Origin of the sequence: Streptomyces desertarenae, assembly GCF_042681365.1 — a bacterium.
Classification (GTDB): Bacteria; Actinomycetota; Actinomycetes; order Streptomycetales; family Streptomycetaceae; genus Streptomyces; species Streptomyces desertarenae.
Genome location: NZ_JBHUFU010000001.1, coordinates 837518 through 863556 on the forward strand (window position 1 = coordinate 837518; position 26039 = coordinate 863556).

The 26039-nt window shown below is 75.2% G+C and carries 23 protein-coding genes; 15 read left to right on the forward strand and 8 right to left on the reverse strand.

What is annotated here, in order from left to right:
• Positions 1-5 precede the first annotated feature (5 nt).
• The 5 genes from ACFSJS_RS03740 (at position 6) to ACFSJS_RS03760 (ending at position 4213) form a co-directional block, all read left to right on the forward strand.
• Positions 6-1016 carry an ABC transporter substrate-binding protein gene (locus ACFSJS_RS03740; protein ID WP_380896577.1) on the forward strand — a complete coding sequence of 337 codons (1011 nt, stop codon included), beginning with the start codon at positions 6-8 and terminating at the stop codon, positions 1014-1016.
• Between the two features lie 73 nt (positions 1017-1089).
• On the forward strand, positions 1090-1584 hold the full coding sequence (locus ACFSJS_RS03745; RefSeq protein ID WP_380896580.1) for a Fur family transcriptional regulator: 495 nt from the start codon (positions 1090-1092) through the stop codon (positions 1582-1584).
• A 9-nt stretch (positions 1585-1593) separates the two neighbouring features.
• Positions 1594-2565 carry a CAF17-like 4Fe-4S cluster assembly/insertion protein YgfZ gene (ygfZ, locus tag ACFSJS_RS03750; RefSeq protein ID WP_380896583.1) on the forward strand — a complete coding sequence of 324 codons (972 nt, stop codon included), beginning with the start codon at positions 1594-1596 and terminating at the stop codon, positions 2563-2565.
• 130 nt (positions 2566-2695) lie between these two features.
• On the forward strand, positions 2696-2917 hold the full coding sequence (locus ACFSJS_RS03755; RefSeq protein ID WP_380896585.1) for a hypothetical protein: 222 nt from the start codon (positions 2696-2698) through the stop codon (positions 2915-2917).
• A gap of 801 nt (positions 2918-3718) precedes the next feature.
• On the forward strand, positions 3719-4213 hold the full coding sequence (locus ACFSJS_RS03760) for a lamin tail domain-containing protein (RefSeq protein ID WP_380896587.1): 495 nt from the start codon (positions 3719-3721) through the stop codon (positions 4211-4213).
• Between the two features lie 62 nt (positions 4214-4275).
• Here ACFSJS_RS03760 and ACFSJS_RS03765 read toward each other — a convergent pair whose 3' ends face one another.
• From ACFSJS_RS03765 to ACFSJS_RS03775, 3 genes are read right to left on the reverse strand one after another with little or no spacing between them, the layout of a single operon-like run.
• Positions 4276-6606, reverse strand: coding sequence for an FtsX-like permease family protein (locus ACFSJS_RS03765; protein ID WP_380896589.1), 2331 nt, complete (start codon positions 6604-6606; stop codon positions 4276-4278).
• Between the two features lie 5 nt (positions 6607-6611).
• On the reverse strand, positions 6612-7424 hold the full coding sequence (locus ACFSJS_RS03770) for an ABC transporter ATP-binding protein (protein ID WP_380896591.1): 813 nt from the start codon (positions 7422-7424) through the stop codon (positions 6612-6614).
• Positions 7421-7927, reverse strand: coding sequence for a PadR family transcriptional regulator (locus ACFSJS_RS03775; RefSeq protein WP_380896593.1), 507 nt, complete (start codon positions 7925-7927; stop codon positions 7421-7423). Before ACFSJS_RS03775 ends, ACFSJS_RS03770 begins: the two co-directional genes overlap by 4 nt.
• 220 nt (positions 7928-8147) lie before the next feature.
• Between ACFSJS_RS03775 and ACFSJS_RS03780 the strand changes: the two genes are divergently transcribed.
• The 5 genes from ACFSJS_RS03780 to ACFSJS_RS03800 all read left to right on the forward strand — a co-directional run bounded on the left by ACFSJS_RS03780 (position 8148) and on the right by ACFSJS_RS03800 (position 15255).
• Positions 8148-9425 carry an ABC transporter substrate-binding protein gene (locus ACFSJS_RS03780; protein WP_380896595.1) on the forward strand — a complete coding sequence of 426 codons (1278 nt, stop codon included), beginning with the start codon at positions 8148-8150 and terminating at the stop codon, positions 9423-9425.
• Between the two features lie 213 nt (positions 9426-9638).
• On the forward strand, positions 9639-11330 hold the full coding sequence (locus ACFSJS_RS03785) for a glycoside hydrolase family 13 protein (RefSeq protein ID WP_380896596.1): 1692 nt from the start codon (positions 9639-9641) through the stop codon (positions 11328-11330).
• Positions 11331-11487: 157 nt separating this feature from the next.
• Positions 11488-12819 carry an ABC transporter substrate-binding protein gene (locus ACFSJS_RS03790; protein WP_380896598.1) on the forward strand — a complete coding sequence of 444 codons (1332 nt, stop codon included), beginning with the start codon at positions 11488-11490 and terminating at the stop codon, positions 12817-12819.
• Positions 12820-12832: 13 nt separating this feature from the next.
• Positions 12833-14239, forward strand: a complete 1407-nt coding sequence (locus ACFSJS_RS03795; protein WP_380896600.1) for an ABC transporter permease — start codon at positions 12833-12835, stop codon at positions 14237-14239.
• Positions 14236-15255 (forward strand): carbohydrate ABC transporter permease, encoded by a 1020-nt coding sequence (locus ACFSJS_RS03800; RefSeq protein WP_380896602.1) that lies wholly within the window; start codon positions 14236-14238, stop codon positions 15253-15255. The genes ACFSJS_RS03795 and ACFSJS_RS03800 overlap by 4 nt, the downstream gene beginning before the upstream one ends.
• A 39-nt stretch (positions 15256-15294) precedes the next feature.
• Here the strand turns inward: ACFSJS_RS03800 and dtd are convergent, their stop codons facing one another.
• The gene (gene dtd / locus ACFSJS_RS03805; RefSeq protein ID WP_380896604.1) at positions 15295-15720 is read right to left on the reverse strand and encodes a D-aminoacyl-tRNA deacylase; all 426 of its coding nucleotides are present in this window, start codon (positions 15718-15720) and stop codon (positions 15295-15297) included.
• A gap of 205 nt (positions 15721-15925) precedes the next feature.
• Between dtd and ACFSJS_RS03810 the strand changes: the two genes are divergently transcribed.
• Genes ACFSJS_RS03810 through ACFSJS_RS03820 form a run of 3 tightly spaced genes read left to right on the forward strand, consistent with a single transcriptional unit; the run spans position 15926 to position 18984 of the window.
• Positions 15926-16666 (forward strand): RsiG family protein, encoded by a 741-nt coding sequence (locus tag ACFSJS_RS03810; RefSeq protein WP_380896606.1) that lies wholly within the window; start codon positions 15926-15928, stop codon positions 16664-16666.
• Positions 16667-16710: 44 nt separating this feature from the next.
• Positions 16711-17697, forward strand: coding sequence for an asparaginase (locus tag ACFSJS_RS03815; RefSeq protein WP_380896607.1), 987 nt, complete (start codon positions 16711-16713; stop codon positions 17695-17697).
• Between the two features lie 24 nt (positions 17698-17721).
• Entirely contained in the window at positions 17722-18984 is a 1263-nt protein-coding gene (locus ACFSJS_RS03820; RefSeq protein ID WP_380896609.1) for a GNAT family N-acetyltransferase, read from the forward strand.
• A gap of 108 nt (positions 18985-19092) precedes the next feature.
• Here the strand turns inward: ACFSJS_RS03820 and ACFSJS_RS03825 are convergent, their stop codons facing one another.
• On the reverse strand, positions 19093-19266 hold the full coding sequence (locus tag ACFSJS_RS03825) for a hypothetical protein (RefSeq protein ID WP_380896611.1): 174 nt from the start codon (positions 19264-19266) through the stop codon (positions 19093-19095).
• Positions 19267-19503: 237 nt separating this feature from the next.
• Here ACFSJS_RS03825 and ACFSJS_RS03830 point away from each other — a divergent pair, with 237 nt between their 5' ends.
• Positions 19504-20391 (forward strand): winged helix-turn-helix domain-containing protein, encoded by an 888-nt coding sequence (locus tag ACFSJS_RS03830; RefSeq protein WP_380896612.1) that lies wholly within the window; start codon positions 19504-19506, stop codon positions 20389-20391.
• Between the two features lie 269 nt (positions 20392-20660).
• Positions 20661-21374: an HAD family hydrolase gene (locus ACFSJS_RS03835; protein ID WP_380896614.1), complete on the forward strand. Its 714-nt coding sequence runs from the start codon at positions 20661-20663 to the stop codon at positions 21372-21374.
• Positions 21375-21449: 75 nt separating this feature from the next.
• On the opposite strand, the gene ACFSJS_RS03840 is transcribed toward ACFSJS_RS03835, so the two are convergent.
• From ACFSJS_RS03840 to ACFSJS_RS03850, 3 genes are all read right to left on the reverse strand, one after another.
• A complete protein-coding gene (locus ACFSJS_RS03840; RefSeq protein WP_380896617.1) occupies positions 21450-23663 on the reverse strand; it encodes an MMPL family transporter in 2214 nt (737 codons plus the stop codon).
• A gap of 211 nt (positions 23664-23874) precedes the next feature.
• Complete coding sequence (locus ACFSJS_RS03845; RefSeq protein ID WP_380896619.1) at positions 23875-24651, reverse strand: cytochrome d ubiquinol oxidase subunit II; 777 nt, start codon at positions 24649-24651, stop codon at positions 23875-23877.
• A 13-nt stretch (positions 24652-24664) separates the two neighbouring features.
• Positions 24665-26029, reverse strand: a complete 1365-nt coding sequence (locus ACFSJS_RS03850; protein WP_380896621.1) for a cytochrome ubiquinol oxidase subunit I — start codon at positions 26027-26029, stop codon at positions 24665-24667.
• Positions 26030-26039 lie beyond the last annotated feature (10 nt).

The following is a 26039-nucleotide window of genomic DNA, read 5'->3' on the forward strand; positions in this document are numbered from 1 at the left end:
AACCCATGATCCGTCGACTCGCCCTGGTGGGCGCCCTCGTCCTGTCGCTGGCCGGCTGCGGTGCCCGGGTCGCCGGGGACGGCGACCGCGGCGGCGCCGGGTCCGGCGGCGGCCACTACCCCGTCACCATCACCAACTGCGGGCAGGAGAAGACCTTCGACCGGGCTCCCCGGCGGGTGGTCACCAACGACGTCGGCATCACCGAGATCATGTTCGCGCTCGGGCTGGCCGACCACATGGCCGGCTACGTGATGCCCGACGACAAGGGCGACCTCGACGGCGTCCCGTGGAAGGACGGCTACCGCAGGACCACGTGGCTGTCCAAGGAGCGGATCACCAAGGAGCTGGTCCTCGACGCCCGCGCCGACCTGGTCTTCGCGGGGTGGAACTACGGCTTCAGCGAGGAGACCGGCCTCACCCCCGCCGCTCTCGACCGGCTCGGCATCGACTCGTACCTGCTGACCGAGTCCTGCCGCAACGGGCGGAACGGGGCACGCGGTGTGATGTCCCCGCTGGACGCGCTCTACACCGACCTGCGGACCCTGGGGAAGATCTTCGACGTCGAGGAGCGGGCCGAGAAGCTGATCGGGGGCTTCGAGGAGCAGCTCGCCGAGGCCGCCGCGCGGGCCCCCAGGGGGAAGGACCGGCCCCGGGTGTTCCTGTACGACGACGGCCGGGACAAGCCGCTGACCTCCGGCCGGTACGCCGGGCCGCACGACATCATCACCCGGGCGGGCGGCGACCACATCATGAAGGACCTGGAGGACTCCTGGACGACGGTCGGCTGGGAGACCGTGGTCGAGCGCGACCCGGAGGTCATCGTGATCAACGACTACGGCGACACCACCGCCGAGCAGAAGCGGTCGTTCCTGAAGTCCTACCCGCCGCTGGCCGGCGTCTCGGCCATCAGGAACGACCGGATCTTCGTCCTCCAGTACGTCGACCTCGTCGAGAGCCCCCGCAACCCCGCCGCCGTCGCCACCCTCGCCTCGTACCTCGGCAGGACCGGCTCCTGACCGGGCCCCGGCCGCGGGGAGGGTCCGTCCCGACCACGCCCCCGCGGGCCCTCGGCCCTCCTACACTGGCCGTGTGGTGAGCACCGACTGGCAGAGCGACCTACGCAGACGCGGATACCGGCTGACGCCGCAGCGCCAGCTCGTGCTGGAGGCCGTCGACAAGCTGGAGCACTCCACCCCCGACGACATCCTCGCCGAGGTGCGGCGCACCGCGGGCGGCGTCAACATCTCCACCGTCTACCGCACGCTGGAGCTGCTGGAGGAGCTGGGGCTGGTCAGCCACGCCCACCTGGGCCACGGCGCCCCCACCTACCACCTGGCCGACCGGCACGACCACATGCACCTGGTGTGCCGGGACTGCTCCAAGGTCATCGAGGCGGACGTCGCGCTGGCCGCCGGCTTCACCGAGCGGCTGCGGCGGGAGTTCGGATTCGACACCGACATGAAGCACTTCGCGATCTTCGGCCGCTGCCGCGAGTGCGGCGCCCGGCGTGCGCGCGAGGGCGGGGACGCGGACGGCGGCGCGGACGGCGGCACCGGCGGGAGCGCGGGCGGCGCGGAGTCGTAGGCTGGCGGCATGTCGTACAAGAGCCCCCTGCTGTCGCTGCCCGGCGCCGTCCCCGCCGAGGCCCCGGACGAAGGCGTCGCCGCGCACTACGGCGACCTCTTCCGCGAGCAGCGCACGCTCGCCGGCGGCGGCGGCCTGGTGGACCTCTCGCACCGCGGCGTGGTCACCGTCGGCGGGGAGGACCGGCTGAGCTGGCTGCACCTGCTCATCACCCAGCACGTCAGCGAGTTGGAGCCCGGCCACGCCACCGAGGCGCTGATCCTCTCCGCCCACGGCCACATCGAGCACGCCCTCTACCTGGTCGACGACGGCGCCACCACCTGGATCCACGTGGAACCGGGCACCCAGGGGGAGCTGATCGCGTACCTGGAGAGCATGAAGTTCTTCTACCGGGTCGAGGTCGCCGACGCGACGGGCGAGTACGCCGTGGTCCACCTACCGGCGGGCTCCATCGCCGACGCGCCCGAGGGCACCGTCGTCCGCGAGACGCCGCACGGGCGGGACCTGTTCCTGCCGCGCGGCGAGCTGGAGTCCTTCGCCGCCTCCCACGGCCCGGTGATCGGCGTGCTGGCCCTGGAGGCGCTGCGCGTGGAGGCGCACCGGCCGCGGGTGGGCCTGGAGACCGACCACCGCACCATCCCCCACGAGCTGGGCTGGATCGGCACGGCCGTCCACCTGCAGAAGGGCTGCTACCGGGGCCAGGAGACGGTGGCGCGCGTCCACAACCTGGGGAAGCCGCCGCGCCGCCTGGTCTTCCTGCACCTGGACGGCAGCGAGGTGCACCTGCCCGGCCACGGCACCCCGGTCCGGCTGGCGTCCGACGGCCCCGACGGCCGGCAGCTCGGCTTCGTCACCACCTCGGCCCGCCACCACGAGCTGGGGCCGATCGCGCTGGCGCTGGTGAAGCGGAACGTCCCGGTGGAGGCGCGGCTGCTCGCGGGCGACACGGCGGCGGCCCAAGAGGTCGTCGTCGAGCCCTGAGCCCGGCGCCCGGGGGCACGGGGGGCCTCCCCCCGCCCCGGGGCCCGCCGCCGCACGACGTGCCGCGGCGCCCGGACCGGGGGCGGTACGCCGGGTCGCACACCGGCCCCGCGGGTGCATACTGGCAGTGATGACGAAATCGGCCGTAGCCCGGCGCCACCTGCCCACCAGCCCCTTCAAAGCCCCGGCCGCACCGCCCGACAAGCACTTCGCCGTGGGTGAGCGGGTCACACACGACACGTACGGCCTCGGCCGGGTCACCGCCGTCGAGGAGGGGATCGCGGTGCTCGTCGACTTCGGTTCGCGGCAGGAGCGGATCCCCACCCCCTACACCAAGCTGAGCGTCCTCTGAGACCGCCGCGTCCGGCCGGCCCGCAGCGGCCGGCCGTCCGCCCCCCGCACGACGCTCCCGCCCCGAGAGGCAGCCTCCCCATCGACACCACCCCCCTGTTCTCCGCGCCCGAGCCGGCGCCCCCGGTCACCACGACGGGTGCGCGGCCTCTGACGCGGGACCTCTTCCGGGCCCCGGACTTCGGAGACGACCCCTTCGAGGACTTCCCCGAGGACCCGGCCGACGACCTGCCCGAGCCCGCCGCCCCCGCGGCCGCGGCCCCCGGCGGCCGGGAGCGGTCGGCCAGGTCCGCACCGCACCACCGGCGCGGCCCCTCCGGCGGCTCGCGCACGCGGGGGGACCGGGCGCGGACCGGCCGCCGGCCCCGGCCGTAGGCGGTCCCCCGGGAGGGGCCGGACGGTGGGCGGCGAGGGCCCCGGCCCGGTCCACCGCCTCCCAGGAGCGCCCCACCCCATGACGCACCGCCTGCGCGACGCCGCCGCGCAGGCCGCGCACCGGTCCAGCCGGTACCCCCTTGAGGGCGGCCACGGACGAGGCCCGGGTGCCCGGCGCGAGGACGAGAGCCGGACCGTGCCACCCCGCGCTGCCGCGGGCGGGAACGGCACCGGGCGGATCGCCGGCGGCCCGACGCGGCCGCCGCCGTCGCGGCCGCCGTGACCGGACGCGCGCCACCGTACGGCAGCCGTCGCGTCCCGCCGGGCGGCGGAAACCAGCCAATGTCGTTTACGGCGCAACCATCGCGTCCCCTCGCACGTCATCCAGGCGCCATACGACATTCACCGTCCCGTGGGGGGATCTCTCTTGCGCAAGCGCCCTGCCATAGCCGTGGCCCTGACCGCCGGCACCCTGGCCCTCCTCGCCGCCACCCCGGCCCAGGCCGCCGAGTACAGCTCGGCCCTGAAGATCCGCGGCGTCCAGTACGACGCGCCCGGCCGGGACTCCAACAAGTGCTCCGGCGGGAACACCAGGGAGGAGTACGTGACGATCAAGAATTACTCGTCCTCGACGACCGTCAACCTCAGGGGCTACGTCGTCAAGGACGCCGCCGGGAACCGCTTCGCCTTCAGGGCCGACCACCACCTCCAGCCCGGCGACTACGTCAAGCTCCGCGGCGGCAACGGCAACGACTCCGACGCGTACAACGTGGTCTACCGCGACAACTGCAACTTCCTGTGGAACAACGACCGCGACACGATCCACCTGTACAAGCCCTCCGGCAGCCGCGCGGACGTCCACTCGTACACCAAGAGCGGATCCGACCGCGACGGCAACGGGTACGTCACCTTCCACAAGTGAGCCGGCTAGAGAGCCGGTGAGCCGTCACGGGCGGGGGCGCGGCCCCCGCCCGTGGCCGCCGCTCACAGCGTCTCGCTGAGGGTGTCGGCGATGCGGCGGCGGGCGGCCCGGGCGGCCGGGAGGGCCGAGACGGCGGCCGAGACCGCCACGGCCGAGACGACCACCAGCAGCAGGGTGACGGGGGACGGCGGCTGGGCTATCCCCGCACCGACGCCGCCGGCGTGGGAGAGGGCGTCGATCAGCCACGTCCCGGCGACGGCGCCGACGGCCGTGCCGGCGACGGCGGCGGCCAGGGCGGTCACGCCGGTGGAGACCACCATCACCCCCGCGATCTGACGCGGGGTGAGCCCGACGGCCTTGAGGGCGAGCAGGTCGCGGCGGCGGTCGCGGACGCGGGCGCCGAGGAGGGTGGACAGCTCGGTGAGGCCGATCAGGGCGAGCACCGCGACCAGTCCGGCGACGACACCGCGGGCGGCGGCGAACCCGTCGGCGGGGTTGGGGACCTCGCGGACCTCCAGGCGTCCGCCGGAGGAGGCGGCCAGGTCGGCCCCGACCTCCCCGGCGTCGGCGCCGTCGCGCAGCACCAGCCGGTGGAAGCCGGGCTCGGTGGTGCCGTCGTCGTCCAGTTCCAGGTTGTCCAGGGAGGTGGAGACGATCCGCCCGCCGTCCTCGGGCTCGATGGTGCGGCCGGTGATGCGGAGGATCTGGGGGCGGCCCTGGACGGTCATCCGCACCCAGTCGCCGACGCGCACGTCCAGCAGGTCCAGCAGCCCCTGTCCGGCCACCGCCTCGTCCGGGCCGCCCGGGAGGCGCCCCTCGGCGAGGGCGAACGGGTAGGGGTCGGCGTCGGTGCCCAGGCCGCGCAGGGTGATGGTGGCGGTCTGGCCGGGGACCAGCGCCTGGGCCTCCGCGCCGGGGTGGACGGCGGTGACGTCGGGGTGTCCGGACGCCAGCCGCCCGACGTCCACCGGGCGGTCGCCCGGTCCGCCGGGCGACGCCTCGCGCACGGTGAGGGCGGCGGGCAGGCCGACCTCCCCGGGCTCGCTCCGGAACCGGTCGAGGGTGGCCCAGGCGCCCAGCGCGACCGTGATCATCGCCAGCGGCACGGCCAGCCGGCCGACGGCGGCCAGGGAGCGGAGGCGGCCGGGGAAGGCGCCGCGCCAGCCCAGCACCAGGGCGGGCGGCACGTCCTTGCCCAGGGCCCGCCGCTCCAGCCGGGTCAGGGCGCCCGGTCCGCGCGGCACGGCGGTGCGGGCCACCGGCACCGGCGGCACCCGGCCCGCGCGCCAGGCGGCCAGCCAGGTGGCGGTGGCGATGAACAGCACGGAGCCGGCGGTGGTGCCCAGCACCGTCCAGGTGTGGCCGGGCAGTCGCCGCCACAGGTCCACGGCCTCGCCTATCCGGCCGGGGACGTGCGCGCCGAGCAGTTCGGTGACGGCGGCGCCGGTGGCCACCCCGAGGAGGGCGAAGGCCAGGTGCTGGACGAGGAAGACGCGGACGACCTGGGCGGGGGTGAAGCCGATGGCCTTGAGGACGGAGATGTCCCGCAGGTGGCCGTGGATACGGGTGCTGATCGCCCCGGCTACCGCCAGCGCCGCGGCCAGCAGCGCCCCGAGCCCGAAGAGGGCGAGCACCAGCCCCAGCAGCCGGTTCTCGCCCTCGGCCTCGCCGCGGGCCTGCTGCCAGCGGGTGACCTCCTGGACGCGGTCGGCGCCCAGGAGGGTGACGGCCCGCTGGACGGTGAAGTCGGTGTCGCCGGGGTCGCCCAGGCGCAGGCCGACGGTCCGCCCGGTCTGCTCGGGGGCGGGTGCCAGCGCCTCCAGCGCCTCGGGCGGCAGCCAGGCGATGCCGGGCCTCTCGCCGGGGGCGTAGCGGCGCTCGGCGGTGTCCGCGACGCCCACGACGCGCAGTTCCCGCTCGACGCCGGGGCCGCCGCGGACGGTGACGGTGTCGCCGGCCTCGGCCCACAGGGCGGCGGCCAGGGAGCCCTCCAGGACGATCTCGTCGTCGGCCCCGCCCTCGGCGGTGCGGCCGGCGGTGACGAGCGGGCGGGCCACGGCGGGCGGTTCGGGGCCGGTGGCGCGCAGTTCCACGGCGGCGCGGGCACCGCCGAGTTCGACGGTGGTGCGGGCGGTGGCGAAGGGGCCGGCGACCCCGGTGACGCCCTCCAGGCCTGCGAGCCGGTCCGGTTCGGCGTCGGCGCGGGTGTGGATCCACACGTGCGCGCCGTCGGACTGGGTGAAGACCCGCTGCCAGGGGTCGGCGGCATAGGAGAACAGCGCTCCGGCCAGCAGCAGGCAGGCGGTGATGCCGGCCGTGGCCAGGACGATGAACAGCGCCTCGCCGCGGTGCGCCCGCAGATCGGCGTGGGCCCAGCGCAGGGTGGCGCGCACGTCGCTCAGTCCTTCAGTTCCAGGACGCCCGCCACGCCGCCCGGGCCGCGGCGCGGGGGGCGGCCGTCGCCGTCGTCCAGGGCCGCGTCGTCGACGACGCGGCCGTCGAAGAAGCTGATCACGCGGTCCGCGGCGCTGGCCATCCGGGCGTCGTGGGTGACGAGCAGGATGGTCTGGCCGCGGGCGTGGAAGCGGGAGAGCAGCCGCAGCACCTCGCGGGTGCCCTTGCTGTCCAGGCTGCCCGCGGGTTCGTCGGCCAGCAGCAGGTCGGGGTGGTTGACCAGGGCGCGGGCCAGGGCGACGCGCTGCTGCTCGCCGCCGGACAGCTCGCCGGGCATGCTGCGCTCCTTGCCGGCCAGGCCCAGTTCGTCCAGGAGCCCGGCGCGGTCGGCGCGGGCCTGCTTCGGGGAGCGCCCGGCCAGCAGGGCGGGCAGTTCGACGTTGTCGGCGACGGTGAGGTTGGAGACGAGGTTGAAGAACTGGAAGACGATGCCGATGCGGCGGCGGCGCAGCACGGCCCACTGGGACTCGCGGTAGGAGTCCAGGCGCTTCCCGTCGAACCAGATGCTGCCCCCGTCGGGCTTCTGCAGGCCGCCGAGCAGGTGCAGCAGGGTGGACTTGCCGGCGCCGGAGGGGCCGGTGACGGCGACGAACTCGCCGCGCGAGACGCGCAGGTCCACCCCCCGCACGGCGTGCACGGGGGCGCCCTCGCCGTGGTGGGTCTTGGTCAGGCCCTCGGCGCGCACGAGGGGGTGGGCCCGCGGCCCCGGGTCCTGCCGTCCGGGGTCCGGCCGCGCCGGCGTCTCGCCACGGCTCACTCCAACTCCTCCTGACAGCGCTCCAGCCAGTCCAGGTCGGCCTGGAGGTGCAGCATCGCGCCCTCGATCAGCAACTGCGCCACCCGGTTGTCCCGGTCCTCGGCGGCGGCGAGCTTCGACAGGGCGCGCATGGTGTTGAGGTACTGGCGGCGCTGCTTGTTGATGAGGGAGATCTGGTCGGCCAGGCCCGTCCGGGGGGCGAGCGCGAGCTTCATGAAGAACTCGTCGCGCACCCTCGGCTCGTCGGTCGGCTCCTCGAACCAGGTCCGCACCGCCTCGCGTCCCGCGTCGGTGAGCCGGTAGATCCTCTTGTTGGGCCGGGCCGACTGGGCGACGTCCTCGCCCTCGATCAGGCCCGCCTTCTCCAGCCTGCCCAGGGTGACGTAGACCTGCCCGACGTTCGGCTGAGGGTACGCGGCGCCCAGCAGCTTCTCAAGGGCCTGCTTGAGCTCGTAGCCGTGGGCGGGTCCGGACGCCAGGAGCGCCAGGAGGGGCAGACGCATGCGCGCACTCCTCCTCCCCGTCCCGGTTCCGGGTCCGGTCTCCGCGCCGGCACCCGGCTCCCGCGGCCGGCCGTCGGCCTGTGGTCGGCCTCCGCATCGGTCTGCAGGTCGGCCGGCGTCTAGTATCGCCCATGCCTAACAGGTATATATGGGCGTCCGGGACTCGACGGGGAGACCGGTGCGCGGGGGACGGCGCACGACCGTGCGCGGGAGGAAGCCTATGCGGTGGACGCGGGCCGCGGGCAGGGGACTCCTGGCCGCCGCCGTCGTGCTCGCGGGCTACGCCGGCCTGGGTCCGTGGTCCGGCGAGCGGGCGGCGCACGCCGGGGAGCGCGGCCCGGTCACCCTGGTCACCGCCGGGGACCTGACCGACTACCTCGATCCGGTGCTGGACGACTGGAACCGCGCCCGCCCGGACGAGAAGGCCACGCTGGTGGAGCTGCCGGAGTCGGCGGACGAGACCCGCGCCCAGCTGGTCACCGGGCTGCGCTCGGGCAGCGACCGCTTCGACGTGCTGAACATCGACGTCGCCTGGACCTCGGAGTTCGCGGCGGCGGGCTGGATCTCGCCGGTCGACCCCGGCCGCTTCCCGCTGGACGACCTCCTGCCGCCGGTGGTGGACACCGCCACCTTCGGCGGGCGGCTGTACGCCGTCCCCTACGTCACCAACGCCGGGCTGCTGTACTACCGCTCGGACGTGCTGGAGGCGGAGGGCGAGGAGCCGCCGCGCACCTGGGCCGAGTTGGAGCGGCTGGCGAAGGAGGTCGCGCCGAGGCACGGGCTGGAGGGGTACGCGGGCCAGTTCCTGCCGTACGAGGGGCTGACCGCCAACGCCACCGAGGCGGTGCGCTCGGCGGGCGGCTCCCTGCTGGTCGACGAGGGCGCGAAGGTGACGGCGGACTCCGCCGGGACCGAGGAGGGCCTGCGCTTCCTGGCCGACGGGGTGCGCGAGGGCTGGATCCCCGAGGAGTCGCTGTCCTGGAAGGAGGAGGAGTCCCGGGAGGCGTTCCAGGACGGCCGGCTGCTCTTCCTGCGCAACTGGCCGTACGTGTACGCGGTGGCGGGCGGTGAGGGCTCGCGGGTGGCCGGGAGGTTCGGCGCGGTGCCGCTGCCCGGCCCGGACGGCCCGGGCATCAGCGTGCTGGGCGGCTCCAACCTCGCGGTGAACGCCAACTCCCGGCATCCGGAGACGGCGGCCGACCTGATCGCGTACCTGACCAGCGAACCGGTGCAGCGCCGGGTGCTGACCGAGGGTTCGCTGCCCCCGGTGCGGGCGAGCCTGTACTCCGATCCGGAGCTGGTGCGCGCCTTCCCCTACCTGCCGATCCTGCGCGAGAGCGTGCTGGCGGCCGAGCCGCGCCCCAAGAGCCCGCGGTACGACCAGGTGAGCCTGGTGGTGCAGGCGGTGGTGCACGACGCGATGGCGGGGCGGCAGAGTCCGCGGCAGGCGGTCGAGCGGCTGGCGCGCGAACTGGGGTCCATCGCCGGCGGGGACTGACCCCGCGTCCCCTTCCCCTGCATCCCGCCTCCTAGTTACACGTTAGGCACGGAGAAGGCCGTTCACGGTTGACCCCAGCCGACATACCGGGGCAAACACCGGCAGCTTTTCCACCATCCGTTGACACCTCGCTGTTACCGCTACCTAACATGAATGCATAACGACAGCCTTCGGGCCGTCACAGTCCCATGCACAGAAACCGGGATCCGAGGGATGCTCACAGCCACGACCCACCACGGCATCTCCGCCCGCCCCCGGGCCGGTGCCCGCACCGCACCGGCCCGCGACTGGTGGCGGGACGCGGTCATCTACCAGGTCTACGTCCGCAGCTTCCTGGACAGCACCGGGGACGGCATCGGCGATCTGGCCGGCGTCCGCGCCGGCCTGCCGTACCTGCGCAAACTGGGCGTGGACGGCATCTGGCTGAGCCCCTTCTACCCCTCCCCGCAGCACGACCACGGCTACGACGTCGCCGACTACCTCGACGTCGACCCGGTCTACGGCGACCTGGCGGAGTTCGACCGGCTCGTGGCCGCCGCCCACCGCCTCGGCCTGAAGGTCGTCATCGACATCGTCCCCAACCACTGCTCCAGCGAGCACCCCTGGTTCCGCGCCGCGCTGGCCGAGGGGCCCGGCGGTCCGCACCGCGCCCGCTTCCACTTCGCCGACGGCCGCGGCGCGGCGGGGGAGCTGCCGCCCAACAACTGGCGGGCGATGTTCGGCGGCCCCGCCTGGTCCCGCGTCACCGAACCCGACGGCAGGCCCGGCCAGTGGTACCTGCACCTGTTCACGCCCGAGCAGCCCGACCTCAACTGGCGCGAGCCCTCCGTCGCCGACCACTTCGACCGGGTGCTGCGCTTCTGGCTGGACCGGGGCGTGGACGGCTTCCGCGTCGACGTCGCCGCCGGCCTGTTCAAACACCCTCAGCTGCCCGACTCCCCCGACCCCGGGGCCGACGAGCGCGCCCGCGACTCGGTCAACCCCCTGGCCTGGAACCAGCCCGAGGTGCACGGGGTGTGGCGCCGCTGGCGGGCCCTGTGCGACGAGTACGCCGACCGCGACGGCCAGGACAGGCTGCTGGTCGGCGAGGTGTCCGTCCCCACCGCCCGCGAGCACGCCAGGTACGTGCGCCCCGACGAGCTGCACCAGGCGTTCTTCTTCCACCTGCTGGGCGCCCCGTGGGACGTGGACGCCTTCCGCCGGGTCATCGACGAGGCGCTGACCGACATCGCGGGCACCGGCTCCACCGTCACCTGGGTGCTCAACAACCACGACCAGGTCAGGACCGTCACCCGGTACGCGACCGCCGGCGACCCGGAGGGCACCGCCGACCAGGGGCTGGGCGCCACCCGCGCCCGCGCCGCCGCCCTGCTGATGCTCGCCCTGCCCGGCGCCGCCTACGTCTACCAGGGCGAGGAGCTGGGCCTGCCCGAGGTCGTGGACCTGCCCGACGAGGTGCTCACCGACCCCATCTTCCGCCGCACCGGCAGCCGACGGCGCATCCGCGACGGCTGCCGCGTCCCGCTGCCGTGGTCCGGCCAGGCCTCGCCCTTCGGCTTCAGCTCGGGCGCCGAGGAGGCCCGGCCGTGGCTGCCGCAGCCCGACTGGTTCGCCGAGCACGCCACCGACCGGGCCCTGGCCGACACCCGCTCGTTCTGGCACCTGTACCGCGACGGCCTCCAACTGCGCCGCTCCCTGCCCCAGCTCGGCGAGGGGACGCTGCGCTGGCTGGACGCCCCGCCGCAGGTGCTGGCCTTCGAACGCGGCGACGGCCTGGTGTGCGCGGTCAACTTCGGCACCACCCCCGTCCCCGCCCCGGCCCCCGGCACCCCGCTGCTGTCCAGCGGCGAGTGCCCGGACGGGACCCTGCCGGGCTCCACCGCCGCCTGGTGGGTCACCGACTGACCCGCCGGGCCGCACCCGTCCACCGTCCGCCCCGACCCCCGCGAAACCGCTGAACAGGCCCTCCGTGAACCGTCCGGCCGCCCGGCTCCCCCGGGCGCCACAGCCCTCCATCCGTTCACCGGCCGCCCGGCCGGACCGAACCCGAAAGGGACCCGCCATGACCAGACGACGCACAGCCCTCGCGGGCGCCGCCGCGCTCCTCCTCTCCCTGACCGCCACCGCGTGCGGCGGTGAGGACCCCACCACCGCCGCGGGCGGCGGCGGCCAGGAGCTGAAGGGCCGGAAGGTGACGGTCGCCGGGGTGTGGACCGGTGTCGAGCAGAAGAACTTCAAGAAGGTCATGGACGCCTTCGCGGAGAAGACCGGTGCCGAGATGACGTTCGTCTCCACCGGCGACAACGTCTCCACCGTCGTCGGCAGCAAGATCCAGGGCGGCAACGCGCCGGACGTGGTGATGGTCCCGCAGGTCGGCGTGCTCCAGCAGTTCGCCGAGAAGGGCTGGCTCCAGCCGCTGTCGAAGGAGGCCGACAAGCTCGCCCGCGAGCACTTCGCCCCGGTGTGGAAGGAGTACGGCACCGTCGACGGGGTCTTCTACGGCCTCTACTTCAAGGCGTCCCACAAGTCGACCGTCTGGTACAGCCCGGAGGCGTTCGAGCAGGCGGGCGTCACCCCGCCGGAGGACTACGCGGGGATGCTGGAGGCGGGCCGGGTCCTGTCCGACTCCGGCACGGCCGCCTTCTCCGTGGCGGGCGAGGCCGGCTGGCCGCTCACCGACTGGTTCGAGAACATCTACCTCTCCCAGGCGGGCCCGGAGATGTACGACAAGCTCGCCGCCCACGAGATCCCCTGGACCGACCCGTCCGTGGTCAAGGCCCTCACCACCCTCGGCGAGCTCTTCGGCGACGAGGAACTGGTGGAGGGCGGCGGCGCCGGGGCGCTGCGCACCGACTTCCCCGAGTCCGTCGAGAAGGTCTTCGGCAGCGAACCGAAGGCGGGCATGGTCTACGAGGGCGACTTCGTGGCGGGCCTGATCTCCGGCCAGTTCGGCAAGAAGGTCGGCGAGGACGCCGAGTTCTTCCCGTTCCCGGCGGTCGACGGCGGCAAGCCCCCGGTGGTCGGCGGCGGTGACGCCGCGGTGGTCCTCAAGGACGGCGAGAACGCCGACGCGGGCATGGAGTTCGTGGAGTACCTGGCCACGCCGGAGGCGGCCGAGGTGTGGGCCGCGGCCGGCGGCTTCCTCTCCCCCAACGAGTCCCTGAGCCTGGACGCCTACCAGGACGAGACCACCCGGGAGACCGCGCGGTCCCTGGTCGAGGCCGGCGACGGCATGCGGTTCGACATGTCCGACCAGGCCCCGGCCGCCTTCGGCGGCACCCAGGGCGCCGGCGAGTGGAAGATCCTCCAGGACTTCCTGCGCGACCCCTCCGACCCGGAGGCCACCGCGAAGGCGCTGGAGGCCGCCGCGGCCAAGGCCTGGAAGAAGAGCTGAGGCGGGACGCGCCATGCCAGCCACAGCACCCGCGGTGCCGCCCGCCTCGGCGGGCGGCACCCCGCCCGCGCCGCACCCGTCCGGCGGCCGGTCCGCCCCCGGCGGGGGAGACGGCCCGCGGCGGCGCGCCCAGCGGCGCCGCCGGCTCGTCGCCGCCCTGTTCCTGCTGCCCGCGCTGCTGCTGCTCGGGGCGCTGGTCGCCTACCCGATCCTGTTCTCCGTCGGCCGCAGCCTCTTCGACGCCACCGGCACCCGCTTCGTCGGCGCGGACAACTACGTCGAGATGTTCCGCGACCCCACCACGCTCAAGGCGGTCCGCAACAGCGCGATCTGGGTCGTGGCCGCGCCGGCGCTGCTGACCGGCCTCGGGCTGATCCTGGCCGTGCTCACCGAGAAGGTGCGCTGGGCCACGGCGTTCAAGCTGCTGATGTTCATGCCGATGGCGATCTCCTTCCTCGCCGCCGGGATCATCTTCCGCATCACCTACGAGCAGGACCCCGACCGCGGCGTCCTCAACGCCGTCGCCGTCGGCGTCCACGACGTCTTCGCCGACCGGCCCGCCTACCCCGGGGCCCGCGCCCGCGAGGAGGGCGGGGTCACCGAGGGGGAGGACGGCTCCTACGGCACGGCCGCCGACCTCTCCCCCGGCGGCACCGTCGCCCTGGGCATCGTGGGCGTGCCCCCCAAGGAGGTGCCCGCCGAGGCGGAGCCCGCCGCCGCCCCCGCGGCGGACGGCGGTTCGGGGGACGCCCTGACCGGCACCGTCTACCTGGACTTCACCCCCGGCGGGGGCGGTGAGCCGGGCCGGATCGACGACGGCGAGCGCGGGCTGCCCGGCCTGACCGTCCAGGCGGTGCGCGACGGGACGGTGGTGGGCGAGACGACCACCGCCGCCGACGGCTCCTTCCGGCTGGCCGGCCTGGCGGACGGCTCGTACGCCGTGCGGCTGCCGGCGTCGAACTTCGCCGAGCCCTACGGGGGCGTCTCCTGGCTGGGCCCGGCCCTGGTCACCCCGGCGATCATCGGCGCCTACCTGTGGATCTGGACGGGCTTCTCCATGGTCCTCATCGGTGCCGGGCTCTCCGCGATGCCCCGGGACGTGCTGGAGGCGGCGCGGATGGACGGCGCGAACGAGTGGCAGATCTTCCGCAGGATCACCGTGCCGCTGCTGGCCCCGGTGCTGACGGTGGTCTTCGTGACCCTGGTGATCAACGTGATGAAGGTCTTCGACCTCGTCTACATCATCGCCCCCGGGCCGGTGCTCCAGGACGCCAACGTGCTGGCCATGCAGATGTGGCTGGTCTCCTTCGGCGGCGGCAACAACCAGGGCCTGGGCAGCGCCATCGGCGTGCTGCTGCTCCTCCTGGTGGTCCCGGCCATGATCTTCAACATCCGACGCTTCCGCAGGAGCCAGCGATGACCACTCACGGCACCTCCGAGAAGGGGGCGGCGAAGGGGGCCGCACAGGCGGCGGCACCACGGACTCCGGCGTCCGCGGCCGCGGCGGAGGCCGCGGGCGCCGGGCTCGCCTCCCCCGCCCGCCCCGCCGCCGCGCAGGGGCGGCCGTCCCCGGCGTCCCGCTCCCGGAGGCCGGTCGCCGCGCGGCTGACGGGGCTGCTGGGCAGGGGCGCGGTCCAGGCGTTCCTCGCCGTGATCGCCCTGGTGTGGCTCACGCCCGCCCTCGGGTTGTTCCTGTCGTCGCTGCGCTCGGAGGAGGCCAACTCCACCAGCGGCTGGTGGACGGCCCTGACCGAGCCGGGGCAGCTGTCCGTCGACAACTACGCGGCCCTGCTGGAGGACTCCGGGATCACCCGGGCGCTGTGGAACACCGTGCTGATCTCGGTGCCCACCACCGTCGCCGTGGTGGTCGTGGCGGCGCTGGCCGGCTACGCCTTCGCCTGGCTGGAGTTCCCCGGCCGGGACTGGATCTTCCTGGTGGTGGTCGGCCTGCTGGTCGTCCCCGTCCAGGTGGGCCTGCTGCCGGTGGCCAAGATGTTCGGCGCCCTCGGGCTGTTCGGCACGATCCCCGGCGTGGTGCTGTTCCACGTCGCCTACGGCCTGCCGTTCGCGATCTTCCTGCTGCGCAACTACTTCGCGGAGATCCCCCGGGAGATGCTGGAGGCGGCCCGGATGGACGGCGGCGGCGAGTGGCGGATCTTCACACGGCTCGTCCTGCCGGTGGGCAAGCCCGCGATCGCGAGCCTGGCCATCTTCCAGTTCCTGTGGGTGTGGAACGACATGCTGGTGGCGCTGATCTTCGCCGACAGCGACTCGCAGCCGCTGACCGTCGCCCTCCAGTCGGAGATGCGGCAGTTCGGCAGCAACATCGAGATCCTGGCCCCCGGCGCCTTCCTCTCCCTGACCGTCCCGCTCGTGGTGTTCTTCGCCTTCCAGAAGCACTTCGTGCAGGGCGTCATGGCGGGCTCGGTGAAGTGACCCGGTCCGGTCCCGGCCGCGTCACGGGGGCGGCCGGGATCAGACCTCGACCAGCACCGTGAACGGGCCGTCGTTCACGAGCGAGACCTCCATCCTCGCCCCGAACCGGCCCGTCTCCACGTGGGCGCCCAGCTCGCGCAGCCGGGCGCACACCTCGTCGACCAGCGGTTCGGCCACCGGGCCGGGTGCGGCGGCGTGCCAGGTGGGGCGGCGCCCCTTGCGGGCGTCACCGTAGAGGGTGAACTGGCTGATCACCAGCAGCGGCGCCCCGGTGTCCGAGCACGACCGCTCGTCCTCCAGGATCCGCAGCCCCCACAGCTTGCGGGCGAGCCGCCCGGCCTTCTCGGGGGTGTCGTCGTGGGTCACCCCGACCAGCACGCACAGCCCCTCGCCCTCGATCCTGCCGACGGTCTCCCCGCCGACGGCCACGGCGGCACCGTTCACCCTCTGCACCACGGCTCGCATGCCGACCATCATGCCGCGTCCGCCTCCCGGCCCGGGGAGGCGGCCGCCGTACGGGTGCCCGTGAGGACCCCGCGCTGCACGGAGGGTACCGACGGTGGCACGATGCGTGCAGCACGGTGCGCACGGCGGCCAAAGCGGCGTATCCGTGACGGACCGTGGCGTTCCGTTGTGATCCACGGCACAAGGGGATGAGGGGCACAGCACCATGAGCACTGCCGGGACCGGGCGCACGCCCGGAGCCGTACCGGCGGCCCGCGGGGCCGCCGACCCGACCGGAGCGACCCGCCCTGGCGGGGAGGCCGCACCGGACACCGAACCGGCGCGGTGCGCGCCGCTCGCCGAGCCGCACGCCGCACCGCGGCCTCCCCGGCAGCCCCCGCAGCCGGACGGGTCCGCGCGGCCCCGCTCCCGAGGGCACGACCGGTACGGCGAACTCCCCGCCGTCCTGCGCGACACCGAGCCCCCCCGGCTCACCGGCCTGCGCCTGCCCCAGCTGCGCGAACTGCGCCGCCAGGTCCAGCAGGAGGAGGCCGACCTCAGCTACGTGCGGCGGCTCCTCCAGGGCCGGATCGACATCCTCCGCGCCGAGCTGGCCCGGCGCGGGGGTGCGGACGCGCCGCTGATCGACCGGCTGGCGGAGATCCTCGCCGACGCCCCGCCGCCCGGCGGGAGCACCGCCCGCTCCGCCCGGCACGTGACGCTTCGCACACCGCGCAGCGAGGAGTACCGGCGGCTGGCCGAGGAGATGCTCTCCGAGGTCGAACTCTCGGACCTGACCGCCCGCACGGACGACGAACTCCACGCGGCCATGAGCCGGTTGGGCCAGTACGAGCACCAGATCTCCCGGCGCCGCCGGACGCTCCAGGAGACGGCGAACGGCTGCGGCTCCGAAATCGCGCGCAGGTACCGTGAGGGGGAAGCACACCCGGACGACCTGCTGCCCTGACCCCGGGCCCGGTCGTCCCCCCCTCCACCCAGGGAAGGACGTCCATGACCACCACCGCGTCCGCCGCCGCACCCGGCGTGCTCTCCGGCGCACCGCTCCCCGTCCTCGCCGAGGTCGTCCGCTCCGGCTTCACCGAGGGCCGGCACCGGGGCTCGGTGGTGGTGCTCGACCGCGACGGCCGCGTGGACTGGGCGCTGGGCGAGGTGACCGCGCCCGTCTACCCGCGCTCGGCCAACAAGCCGATGCAGGCGGCGGCGGTGCTGCGGGCCGGCCTGGAGCTGTCCGGCGAGCGCCTGGCGCTGGCCGCGGCCAGCCACTCCGGCGAGCCGTTCCAGCAGGAGCTGGTCCGCACCATGCTCGCCGAGCACGGGCTGACCGAGGACGAGCTGGGCTGCCCGACGGACCTTCCGCTGGACCGGGAGGAGGCCGACCGCTTCCTGGCGTCGGGCGCGCGGCCCTCGCGCGTCGCCATGAACTGCTCGGGCAAGCACACCGCGATGCTCGCCGCGTGCCGGGTCAACGGCTGGTCGCGCGCCGACTACCTCGCCCCGGACCACCCCCTGCAGCTGCTGGTCCGCGAGTGCGTGGAGGCCGCGGCGGGCGAGGAGGTGGCGCACACCGGCACCGACGGCTGCGGCGCGCCGCTGATGGCCGTCTCCCTCACCGGCCTGGCCCGGGCCTTCCGCTCCTTCGTGACGGCCGGGTCCGGCACTCCCGAGCGGCGGGTCGCGGACGCCATGCGCGCCCACCCCGAGTACGTGGCCGGCACCCGGCGCTCGGACACCCGGCTGATGCGCGCGGTGCCGGGTGCGCTGGCGAAGATGGGCGCCGAGGCGGTGCAGGCGGTGGCCCTGCCCGACGGCCGGGCACTGGCCCTGAAGATCGAGGACGGCGGGATGCGGGCCCTGGCGCCGGTCACCGCCCGGGTCCTGGCGCGGATGGGCGTGGACTCCCCCGTGCTGGCCGAGCTGGCCGAGGCCCCGCTGCTGGGCGGCGGGCGGCCGGTGGGGGAAATACGCGCGACGTTCTGAGCCCGGCGGCCTACCGTGACGGCCATGGCTTCGAACGCTGCCGGGATACGCGCCGTCACCGAGGAGGAGTTCCCGCGGTGGCTTGAGGCCCTGCGGGCCGGTTTCCTCCACTCCCAGGAGATCTCCGAGGAGGAGATCCGGGTCCGGCGCGAGGCGGTGGTCCTGGAGCGCACCCTGGGGGCGTTCGAGCCGGACGGCCGCTGCACGGCCACCTTCCGCACCCTGCCGCAGCGGCTGACCGTCCCCGGCGGGGCGCGGGTGGACTCCCTGGCCGTCACCAACGTGACCGTCCTGCCCACCCACCGCCGCCGCGGGCTGCTGACGCGGATGATGCGCAGGGCGCTGGCCGAGGGCAGGGAGCGCGGGGACGCCTGCTCCACCCTGGACGCCGCCCAGTACCCGATCTACGGGCGCTACGGCTACGGCCCGGCCGCCTGGGCGACCGAGTGGACGGTGGACTCCGCCCGCGCCGGCCTCGATCCGCGCTGGTCCCGCCCCGAGGAGGAGGGCGCCCGCATCGACCTGGCCGGCGCGGAGGAGTTCCGCGCCCTGGGAGCCGAACTGCACGAGCGGGTGTGCGCCCTGCCCGACCGGCAGGGCATGACCGACCGCACCGAGCGCTGGTGGAGGCTGCGCACCGGAGGGATCGACTGGCCCGGCAGGGACCCCGCCCGTCCCTTCCACGCCCTGTACCGGGACGCCGGCGGCCGGGTCCAGGGCCTGCTGGCGTACACCGCGGACGAGAACTGGGAGAACAACGCGCCGCGCGTCAACGCCCGCGTCCGGGACCTGATCGCGGCGACGGCCGCCGCCGAGCGCGCCCTGTGGCACTTCCTGCTCTCCCTGGACTGGGTGGCCACCGTGCACTCCGGCCCCCGCGCCCCCGACTCCCTCCTCCCCCTGCTGCTGCCGGACCCGCGCGCCGCCCGGACCACCTCCCACACCGACTTCCTGTGGCTGCGGCCGCTGGACGTGCCCGCGCTGCTCGCGGCCCGCACCTACCCGGTCCCCGGTTCCCTGGTGCTGGAGCTGGCGGACCCGATGGGCCTGTCCGGCGGCCGCTTCCTGCTGGACGCCTCGCCCGACGGCGCCGCCTGCACGCCCACCACCCGCTCGGCCGACCTGTCGATGGGGGTGGGCGCGCTGGGCTCGCTGTACCTGGGGGACGAGTCGGCCTCCCGGCTGCGGGAGCTGGGGCTGCTGGAGGAGGAGCGGCCGGGGGCCGCCGCCCTGGCGGACGTGCTGCTGCGCACGGCCCGCCGCCCCTGGGCCCCGGACGAGTTCTGACCCCGGTCGCGGGCCGCGCGGGGTGTACGGGCCCGCTCCTCCGCCTCCGCCGCCGGGCGCGGGATGCGGGCCGGCGGCGGGGGACGGCGGGGAGCGGTGCCGGGCCGGCTAGGCCGCCGGCACGAGCAGCAGGGTCAGCACCAGGGCGCCGATGGAGCTGCAGGTGGCGTTCCTCTCCCGGTAGCCGATGGTCAGCATGATCAGGCCGAAGGCTCCGACCAGCCCGAAGCGGGACTCCACGAGCTGCTCGAGGGCGGCGAGCGCGAGGGCGTAGACGGGCATGGCGTCCCTCCTTCGGGATGTGCGTCGGGACGGGGGCGTCGGCCGGTACCGCGCGCCGCGCCGTCGGCCGGGCCGCGTCATGGAAGTTGCAAGGAGCTTGCGGCCAACTGGGGGAAGGTATGCCTAACTTCCGAAAGTTGGTCGCCAACTTATATGAAGTTCTTCCCACTTCCATGAAATCTCAAAGCCGCTGGAGACCAACTCCCACTCAATGGCCAGAAGTTGTACGGTCACCCCGTGACCCCCGACAGCCCCGCCCCCAACGGAACGCGGTCTTCGGCGCGGGACCGCGTGGCCGGCGCCCTGCGCGACCGCATCCTCTCCGGTGACCTGCGCCCGGGCGACAAACTGCCCACCCAGCACGAGCTGGCGGACGAGTTCGGCACCAACCGCACCGCCGTCCGCCAGGCCCTGGACGTCCTCCGGCACGAGGGACTGCTGACCGGCACGGGCCGCGGCGCACCGCCCGCGGTCGCCGAGCGCCCGCCGTCGCACGGCCGGCCCCGCAGCGAGGGCGTCGAACTCTCCGACCGCCTCTACGCGGCGTTCCACGCCGAGCACGTCACCATCGACGTCTTCTCCCTGACCACGGAGACGTTCAACATGGCCCTGGCGCCCTCGGTCATCGCCGTCAGCAACCACGAACTGTCGCCCCGCTCGATCACGGTGCGGGTCCTGCTCCCCAGCATCGACGCCAACCTGGCGCTTCCCCGCATGGAGGCCGACGAGGAGAGGGACGACCCCCGCCCGCTGGAGCGGCTGCGCGAGCTGACGCGCACCTTCGCCGGTGCGCTGCGGTCCAGCCTGGAGGCGCTCCAGATCAGGGAGCTGGTCCCGGAGGTCCGCGTCGACATCCGCACCGTCCCCCTCACCCCCACCCACAAGGTGTACCTGCTCAACGGCTCCGAGGCGCTCTACGGGTACTACAAGGTCGTGCCCCACACCGTCTTCCACCGGGGCGAGTCGATGAGGATCCACGACGTGATGGGACTCGGTGCCCTCCTGTTCCGCCAGGCCGCCGGCCCGGACGGCAGGGGCGGCCAGGACGCGGCCTTCATCGAGGAGACCCGCCTCTGGTTCGACTCCCTGTGGACGAGCATCTCCCGTCCGCTGGAGCTCGGCTGACGCACCGTCGGCTCCCGCGGGCCCGGTGAACCGAACGTTTCCGGCCACCCGCGGACCCCGTGCGCCCCTCCTCCGGGCCGTGCCCTCCCCTTGGGGACGTCCCGCTTCCCCGGTCCCCGGCGCCCACCCCTCGCCGGGGGCCGCGGGGCCACGGCCCGCCGGGCGGCGCCGCCCGGCGGACGGCCGGGAGGCGGCACCACTCCCGGCACCACCGGTACCACCCCCGGACACCGGATGTCCGATCCCCCGCCCCCGACCGACGGACCTGTGTGAACGACGTGACCGACGTACCCGATCTGCTCGGCGCCGCCGAGTGCGTCCTCTTCGACTTCGACGGCCCGGTGTGCGGGCTCTTCCACGGCCACCCGGCCGCCGGCGTGGCCCGGCGGCTGCGCTCCCTGCTCCGCCGGAAGGCGGGCGAGGAGCTGCTCACCCCCGAGCTGTGCTCCACCGACGACCCGTTCCTCGTCCTGCAGGCGGTGGCGGCCGCCCGGCCCGGCGGCGAGCCGGCCCGGCTCGTCGAGCGGGCCCTCACCCGGGAGGAGAAGGCGGCGGCGGCGAGCGCCGTCCCCACCCCGCACGCCCACTCCCTCGTCCGCGCCCTGTCCGCCACCGGGCGCCGGCTGGCCGTCACGACCAACAACTCACCCGCGGCCGTGGAGCTGTACCTGCGCCGGCACCGGCTCGCCGGCCCCTTCGGCGGGCACGTGCACGGGCGGACCGCGGACGCCCTCGCCCTCAAGCCCGACCCCGACTGCCTGCTGCGCGCCCTGCGGACGACCGGGACGCCGCCCGGCGGGGCGCTGATGATCGGCGACACCCCCACGGACCTGCTGGCCGCCCGCGCGGCGGGCGTGCCCTTCCTCGGCTACGCGCGGGACGCGGGCAAGGCGGCCCTCCTGCGCTCCTACGGGGCCGGGGCCGTGGTGACCTCGCTCGCGACGGTGCTGGAGGCGGTCGGGGCGGCCCCCTCGTACCGGTGACCGGCCGCGGGCCCCGCACAGGGCCCGCCCCCGGCCGGACCCGCCGGCCGGGGGCGGGCCGGCGCCGCCGCCGCGTCAGCGCCGCGGCGCCGCGTGCGGCAGCAGGCGCCGCAGCGGGCCCGGCAGCCACCAGGCGCGACGGCCCAGGAGCTGCATGACGGCCGGGACGATCAGGCAGCGGATGACCACCGCGTCCAGCGCGACGGCGACGGCCAGACCGAGGCCGAACTGCCGGAGCATCCGGTCGGGACCGAGCACGAACGCGGCGAAGACCACGATCATGATCGCCGCCGCGGCCGTGATGACCCGCCCGGTGTGGGCCAGGCCCTCGCGGACGGCGAGCGCGGGGTCGCCGGTGGCCCGCCACTCCTCGTGGATGCGGGAGAGCAGGAAGACCTCGTAGTCCATCGACAGCCCGAAGACGATCGCGAAGACCATCACGGGGATGAACGCCTCGATCGGGCCCGGTTCGGCGCCGAGGAGGCCGTGCTGGAAGACCAGGGTGACCGCGCCCAGCGAGGCGCCGATGCCCAGCAGGTTGAGCACCGCCGCCTTCAACGGGACCGCCAGCGAGCGGAAGACCAGCGCCAGCAGCAGCGCCGACAGCCCCACCACCAGGGCCACGAACAGCGGCATCCGCTCCCGGACGGTGGCCGCGAAGTCCTCGGCGGCGGCGGTCGGCCCGCCCACCAGGAAGCGGGCTCCGGTCTCCGCCTCCAGCGGCGGCAGCACGTCCTCGCGCAGGTCGGCGACCAGCCGGGAGGTCGCCTCGTCCTGCGGTGCGGACCGGGGGAAGGCGACCACCGTGGCGACGGCGGAGCCCCCGGCCGGGGCCGGCGGCGCCACGGCCGCGACGCCCGGGGTGCCGGCGAGGGTCTCGCGCAGCCTCCGCGCCGCGTCCGCCGCCCCGCCCTCCCCGCTGCCCGCCCCGGTGTCGGCGACCACCACCAGCGGGCCGTTGAAGCCCGGCCCGAAGCCCTCGGCCAGCAGGTCGTACGCCGCGCGGGCCGTGGTGCCCTCGGGGCGGCTGCCCGCGTCCGCGAAGCCCAGGCGCATGTCCAGCGCGGGCGCGGACAGCGCGCCCAGCGCCACCGCGGAGACCAGCAGCGCGGCCCACGGCCGGCGCTGCACCGCGCCCGCCCAGCGGCGCCAGCCGGCGCCCTCCTCGCGGGTGCGGCCCCGCGCCTCCCGCCGGGCCTGCCGCCGCTCCACGCCGCGCCGGATGCGTCCGTCCAGGATGCCCAGCAGCGCGGGCAGCAGCGTCAGCGCGGCCAGCATCGTCACCAGCACGGTCAGGCCGACGGCCAGGGCCACGCCCCGGAGGGCGCCCAGCCCGAGGACGACCAGCCCCAGCAGGGCGATGACCACGGTGCAGCCCGCGAAGAAGACGGTGCGGCCGGCCGCGTCCAGGGCGGCGCGGGTGGCGCTCCCGCCGTCGGCGCCGCGCAGCAGCTCGGTGCGGTGGCGGGAGAAGACCAGCAGCGCGTAGTCGATGCCGACGCCCAGGCCGACCAGCATCATCACCGGCGGGGTGAAGTCGGCGACGGACGCCAGGTGGGAGGCGAGCACGATCAGGCCGAGCGCGCCGCCCACCGCGAACAGGGCGGTGACCACGGGCAGGGCCGCGGCGACCAGCGAACCGAAGAGGAGGACCAGGATCACCAGGGCGCCGAGGAGGCCCGCGCCCTCGGCCGCACCGCCCCCGCCCTCCTCGGCTGCGGCCACGGCCTCGCCGCCCAGCTCCACGCGCAGTCCGCCGCCCTCCGCCTCCCGCGCGGTCCCGACGATCCGCTCGGTCACCCCGGCGGGGACGTTCCCGGCCTGCTCGTCGAGGGTGACGGTGGCGTAGGCGACGGTCCCGTCCGCCGAGACCATCGTGTCCCCGGAGCCGTCGCCGTAGGGGCTGGTGACACCGGTGACGTGCGGCAGCCGGGCGACCTCGGCCAGCATCTCCCCGGCGCGCCGCTCGTGCTCCGGCGACCGCACCCCGGCGCCGCCCTCGTCCCGGAGGACGATCCGGATCTCGGCGCCCGCCTGCGCGAAGCCGTGCTCCCGGAGCAGTTCGGCCGCCTGCTGCGACTCGGTGCCGGGCAGGGAGAAGTCGTTGCGGTAGTCCTCGCCCACGGCCCCGGCCAACGCCTGCACGGCGACCAGCAGCGCCGCCCACAAGGCCAGCGCCTGCCACCGCCGCCGGTGGGAGAAGGCCGCGATCCGCTCGAAGACGCTCGCCCGGTCGGCGGGGTCGGCGGCCGTCCGCGCGGCCGGGGTGCCGGCTTCCGCCCGGGTCATCGGGCACCTGCCCGCCGCCGGGGCCCGCGGTGGGCGGGCCGCGGGCCCGCGGTCGCGGCGGGCGGCTCGCCGGGAACGCCGCGGATGCTGCCGGGAACGCTGCCGCGGAGCGCGGCGGGAAGGGGTCGCACGGGATTCGTCTCCTTGTCGTTCGGCCCGCTCCGGTGCGTTCGGAGCGGGGTCGGGGCCGGTGGGACCGGGCGGCCGGCCCTCACAGGTGGGAGGGGCCGGTGACGCGGCCGCGGAAGGTCCACCACAGCCACGCCTGGACGGCCAGCAGCAGCGGCGTGACCGCCAGCAGCGCCGGCACCAGCAGGCCGAGCACCGCCCCCCGGGCGGCGTCGTCGGCCGGTGACAGCCGCACCCCGGCGGCGACCGGCAGCGCGGCCAGCACCAGGGAGGTCAGGACGAAGCCCTGGACACGGCCCGCACGTCCGGCGGACGGCAGGGCGCGCTCGTAGGGGCGGCCCGTCAGCCGCAGCGCGGCGAACGCCAGTCCGTGGACGGCCAGGAGCGCGGCGACGCCGAGGGCGGTGACCACGCCGGCCGGGCCCCCGGCCGGTTCCGCGGGATCCCCCGCGAGCAGCCCGGCCAGCAGCCACCCCCAGGACAGGGCGGCGGCCCAGCTTCCGGCGGTGACCATGCCGTCGCACACCGCCCGCCAGGCGCGGCGCGGCACGCGCCCGCGCCACCACAGGCCCGCGTCGCGCACCACCCAGCCGGCCAGCAGCGGGAGGAGGGCGGGGAACTGCCCGGTGAACACCTCGCCCTCCAGGTCCGGGAAGCAGCCGATGAACACTCCGGCGGCAGCGACCAGCCAGACCTCGTTGGCCAGGAAGAACGGCGCGATGGCGGCCAGCACGAGCCGCCGCTCGTCCGCGTCGCGCCCCAGGTGGGGCAGGAGCATGCCGACGCCGAGGTCGGCTCCGCCGAGCACCAGGTAGCCGGCGGTGAACAGGCCCAGCAGGGCCGCGGCGAGGATCTCCACGTCCGCCTCCGGTTCAGTAGGTGGGGACGAGGCCGTCGTCCCCGGGGCGCGGACTCCCGCCGTCCCCCGCGGGGGACGCGTCCGGTGCGTCTCCCGGCGGCCGCCCGCCGGGGTCCGGGGCGCCGAGCGCGACGGCCCCCGGGCCCCGGCGGGCGGTGCGCAGCAGCAGCCACCAGTTGACGGCCAGCAGCAGGGCGAAGAGCGTGCCGAAGACCGCCAGGGAGAGGCGCATCGCGCCGGCGGACACGTCCGAGAGCGCGTCCTCGGTCCTCAGCAGCCCGTACACCACCCACGGCTGCCGCCCCGCCTCGCGGAAGACCCAGCCCGCCGTCATCGCGACGTAGGGCAGCGGCACCATCGCCATCAGCAGCAGGTGCCAGAGCCGGAAGCGGTGCACGGCCCGGCGGAAGCACGCCAGCAGGGCCGAGGCGGCCGAAGCGTGGAGCATCAGCGCGAACGCCGCCAGCATCAGCACCGCGGCACCGCGCGTCAGCGCCTCGGAGGGCACGTAGTCGCCGGGGCCGAACCGCTCCACCAGCTCCGCCTGGAGCCGGGCGACCTCGGCGGCCTCCGCCTTCCACACGGCGTCCTTCATCGGCTGGTACGACGCGAGCGCGGCGAGCTGGACGCCGCCGAAGGCCGCCGTGGCCAGCAGCGCGGGCGGCGCCAGGAAGGCCCCGATCCGCAGCGAGCGCCGGAAGAGGCGGGCGTCCCGCTCGGGCAGGTCCCTGCGGCGCAGGTGGTACGCGCTGACTCCGGCCATGAAGAACGCCGCGGTCAGCAGGGCGCCGCCCGCGATGTGCCCGAAGGCGAGCAGGGCGCTGGGGTTGGTCAGGACGGCGGCGGCGTCGGTGAGTTCGATGCCGTGCCCGCCGGCCGTCGCGGCGTACCCCACCGGGTGGTTGAGGAAGCCGTTGGCGACCAGGATCCAGTAGGCCGACAGGTACGCGGTGCCGGTGACCACCCACAGCAGGGCGCAGTGCAGCCGGGGGCCGAAGCGGTCCCAGCCGAAGATCCACAGGCCGAGGAAGGTGGACTCCACGAAGAACGCGACGACCGTCTCCATCGCCAGCGAGGCGCCGAAGACGTCGCCCGCGTAGTGTCCGAGCCCGCTCCAGGCCAGCCCGAACTGGAACTCCATCACGATGCCGGTGACGATCCCGACCGCGTAGTTGACGACGTAGAGCTGCCCCCAGAAGCGCACCGCCCGCGCGTCCACGGCGGACCCGCGCGCGCTCCCCCCGCGCGCCACCGCCCACGTCTGGAGGACGGCCACGACGGTGGCCAGCCCCAGCGTCAGCGAGACGAACAGGAAGTGCGCGGCGGCGGTGAGGGCGAACTGCCACCGCGCCAGGTCGAGTGCTCCGGTTCCGTCCACGCCACCACCG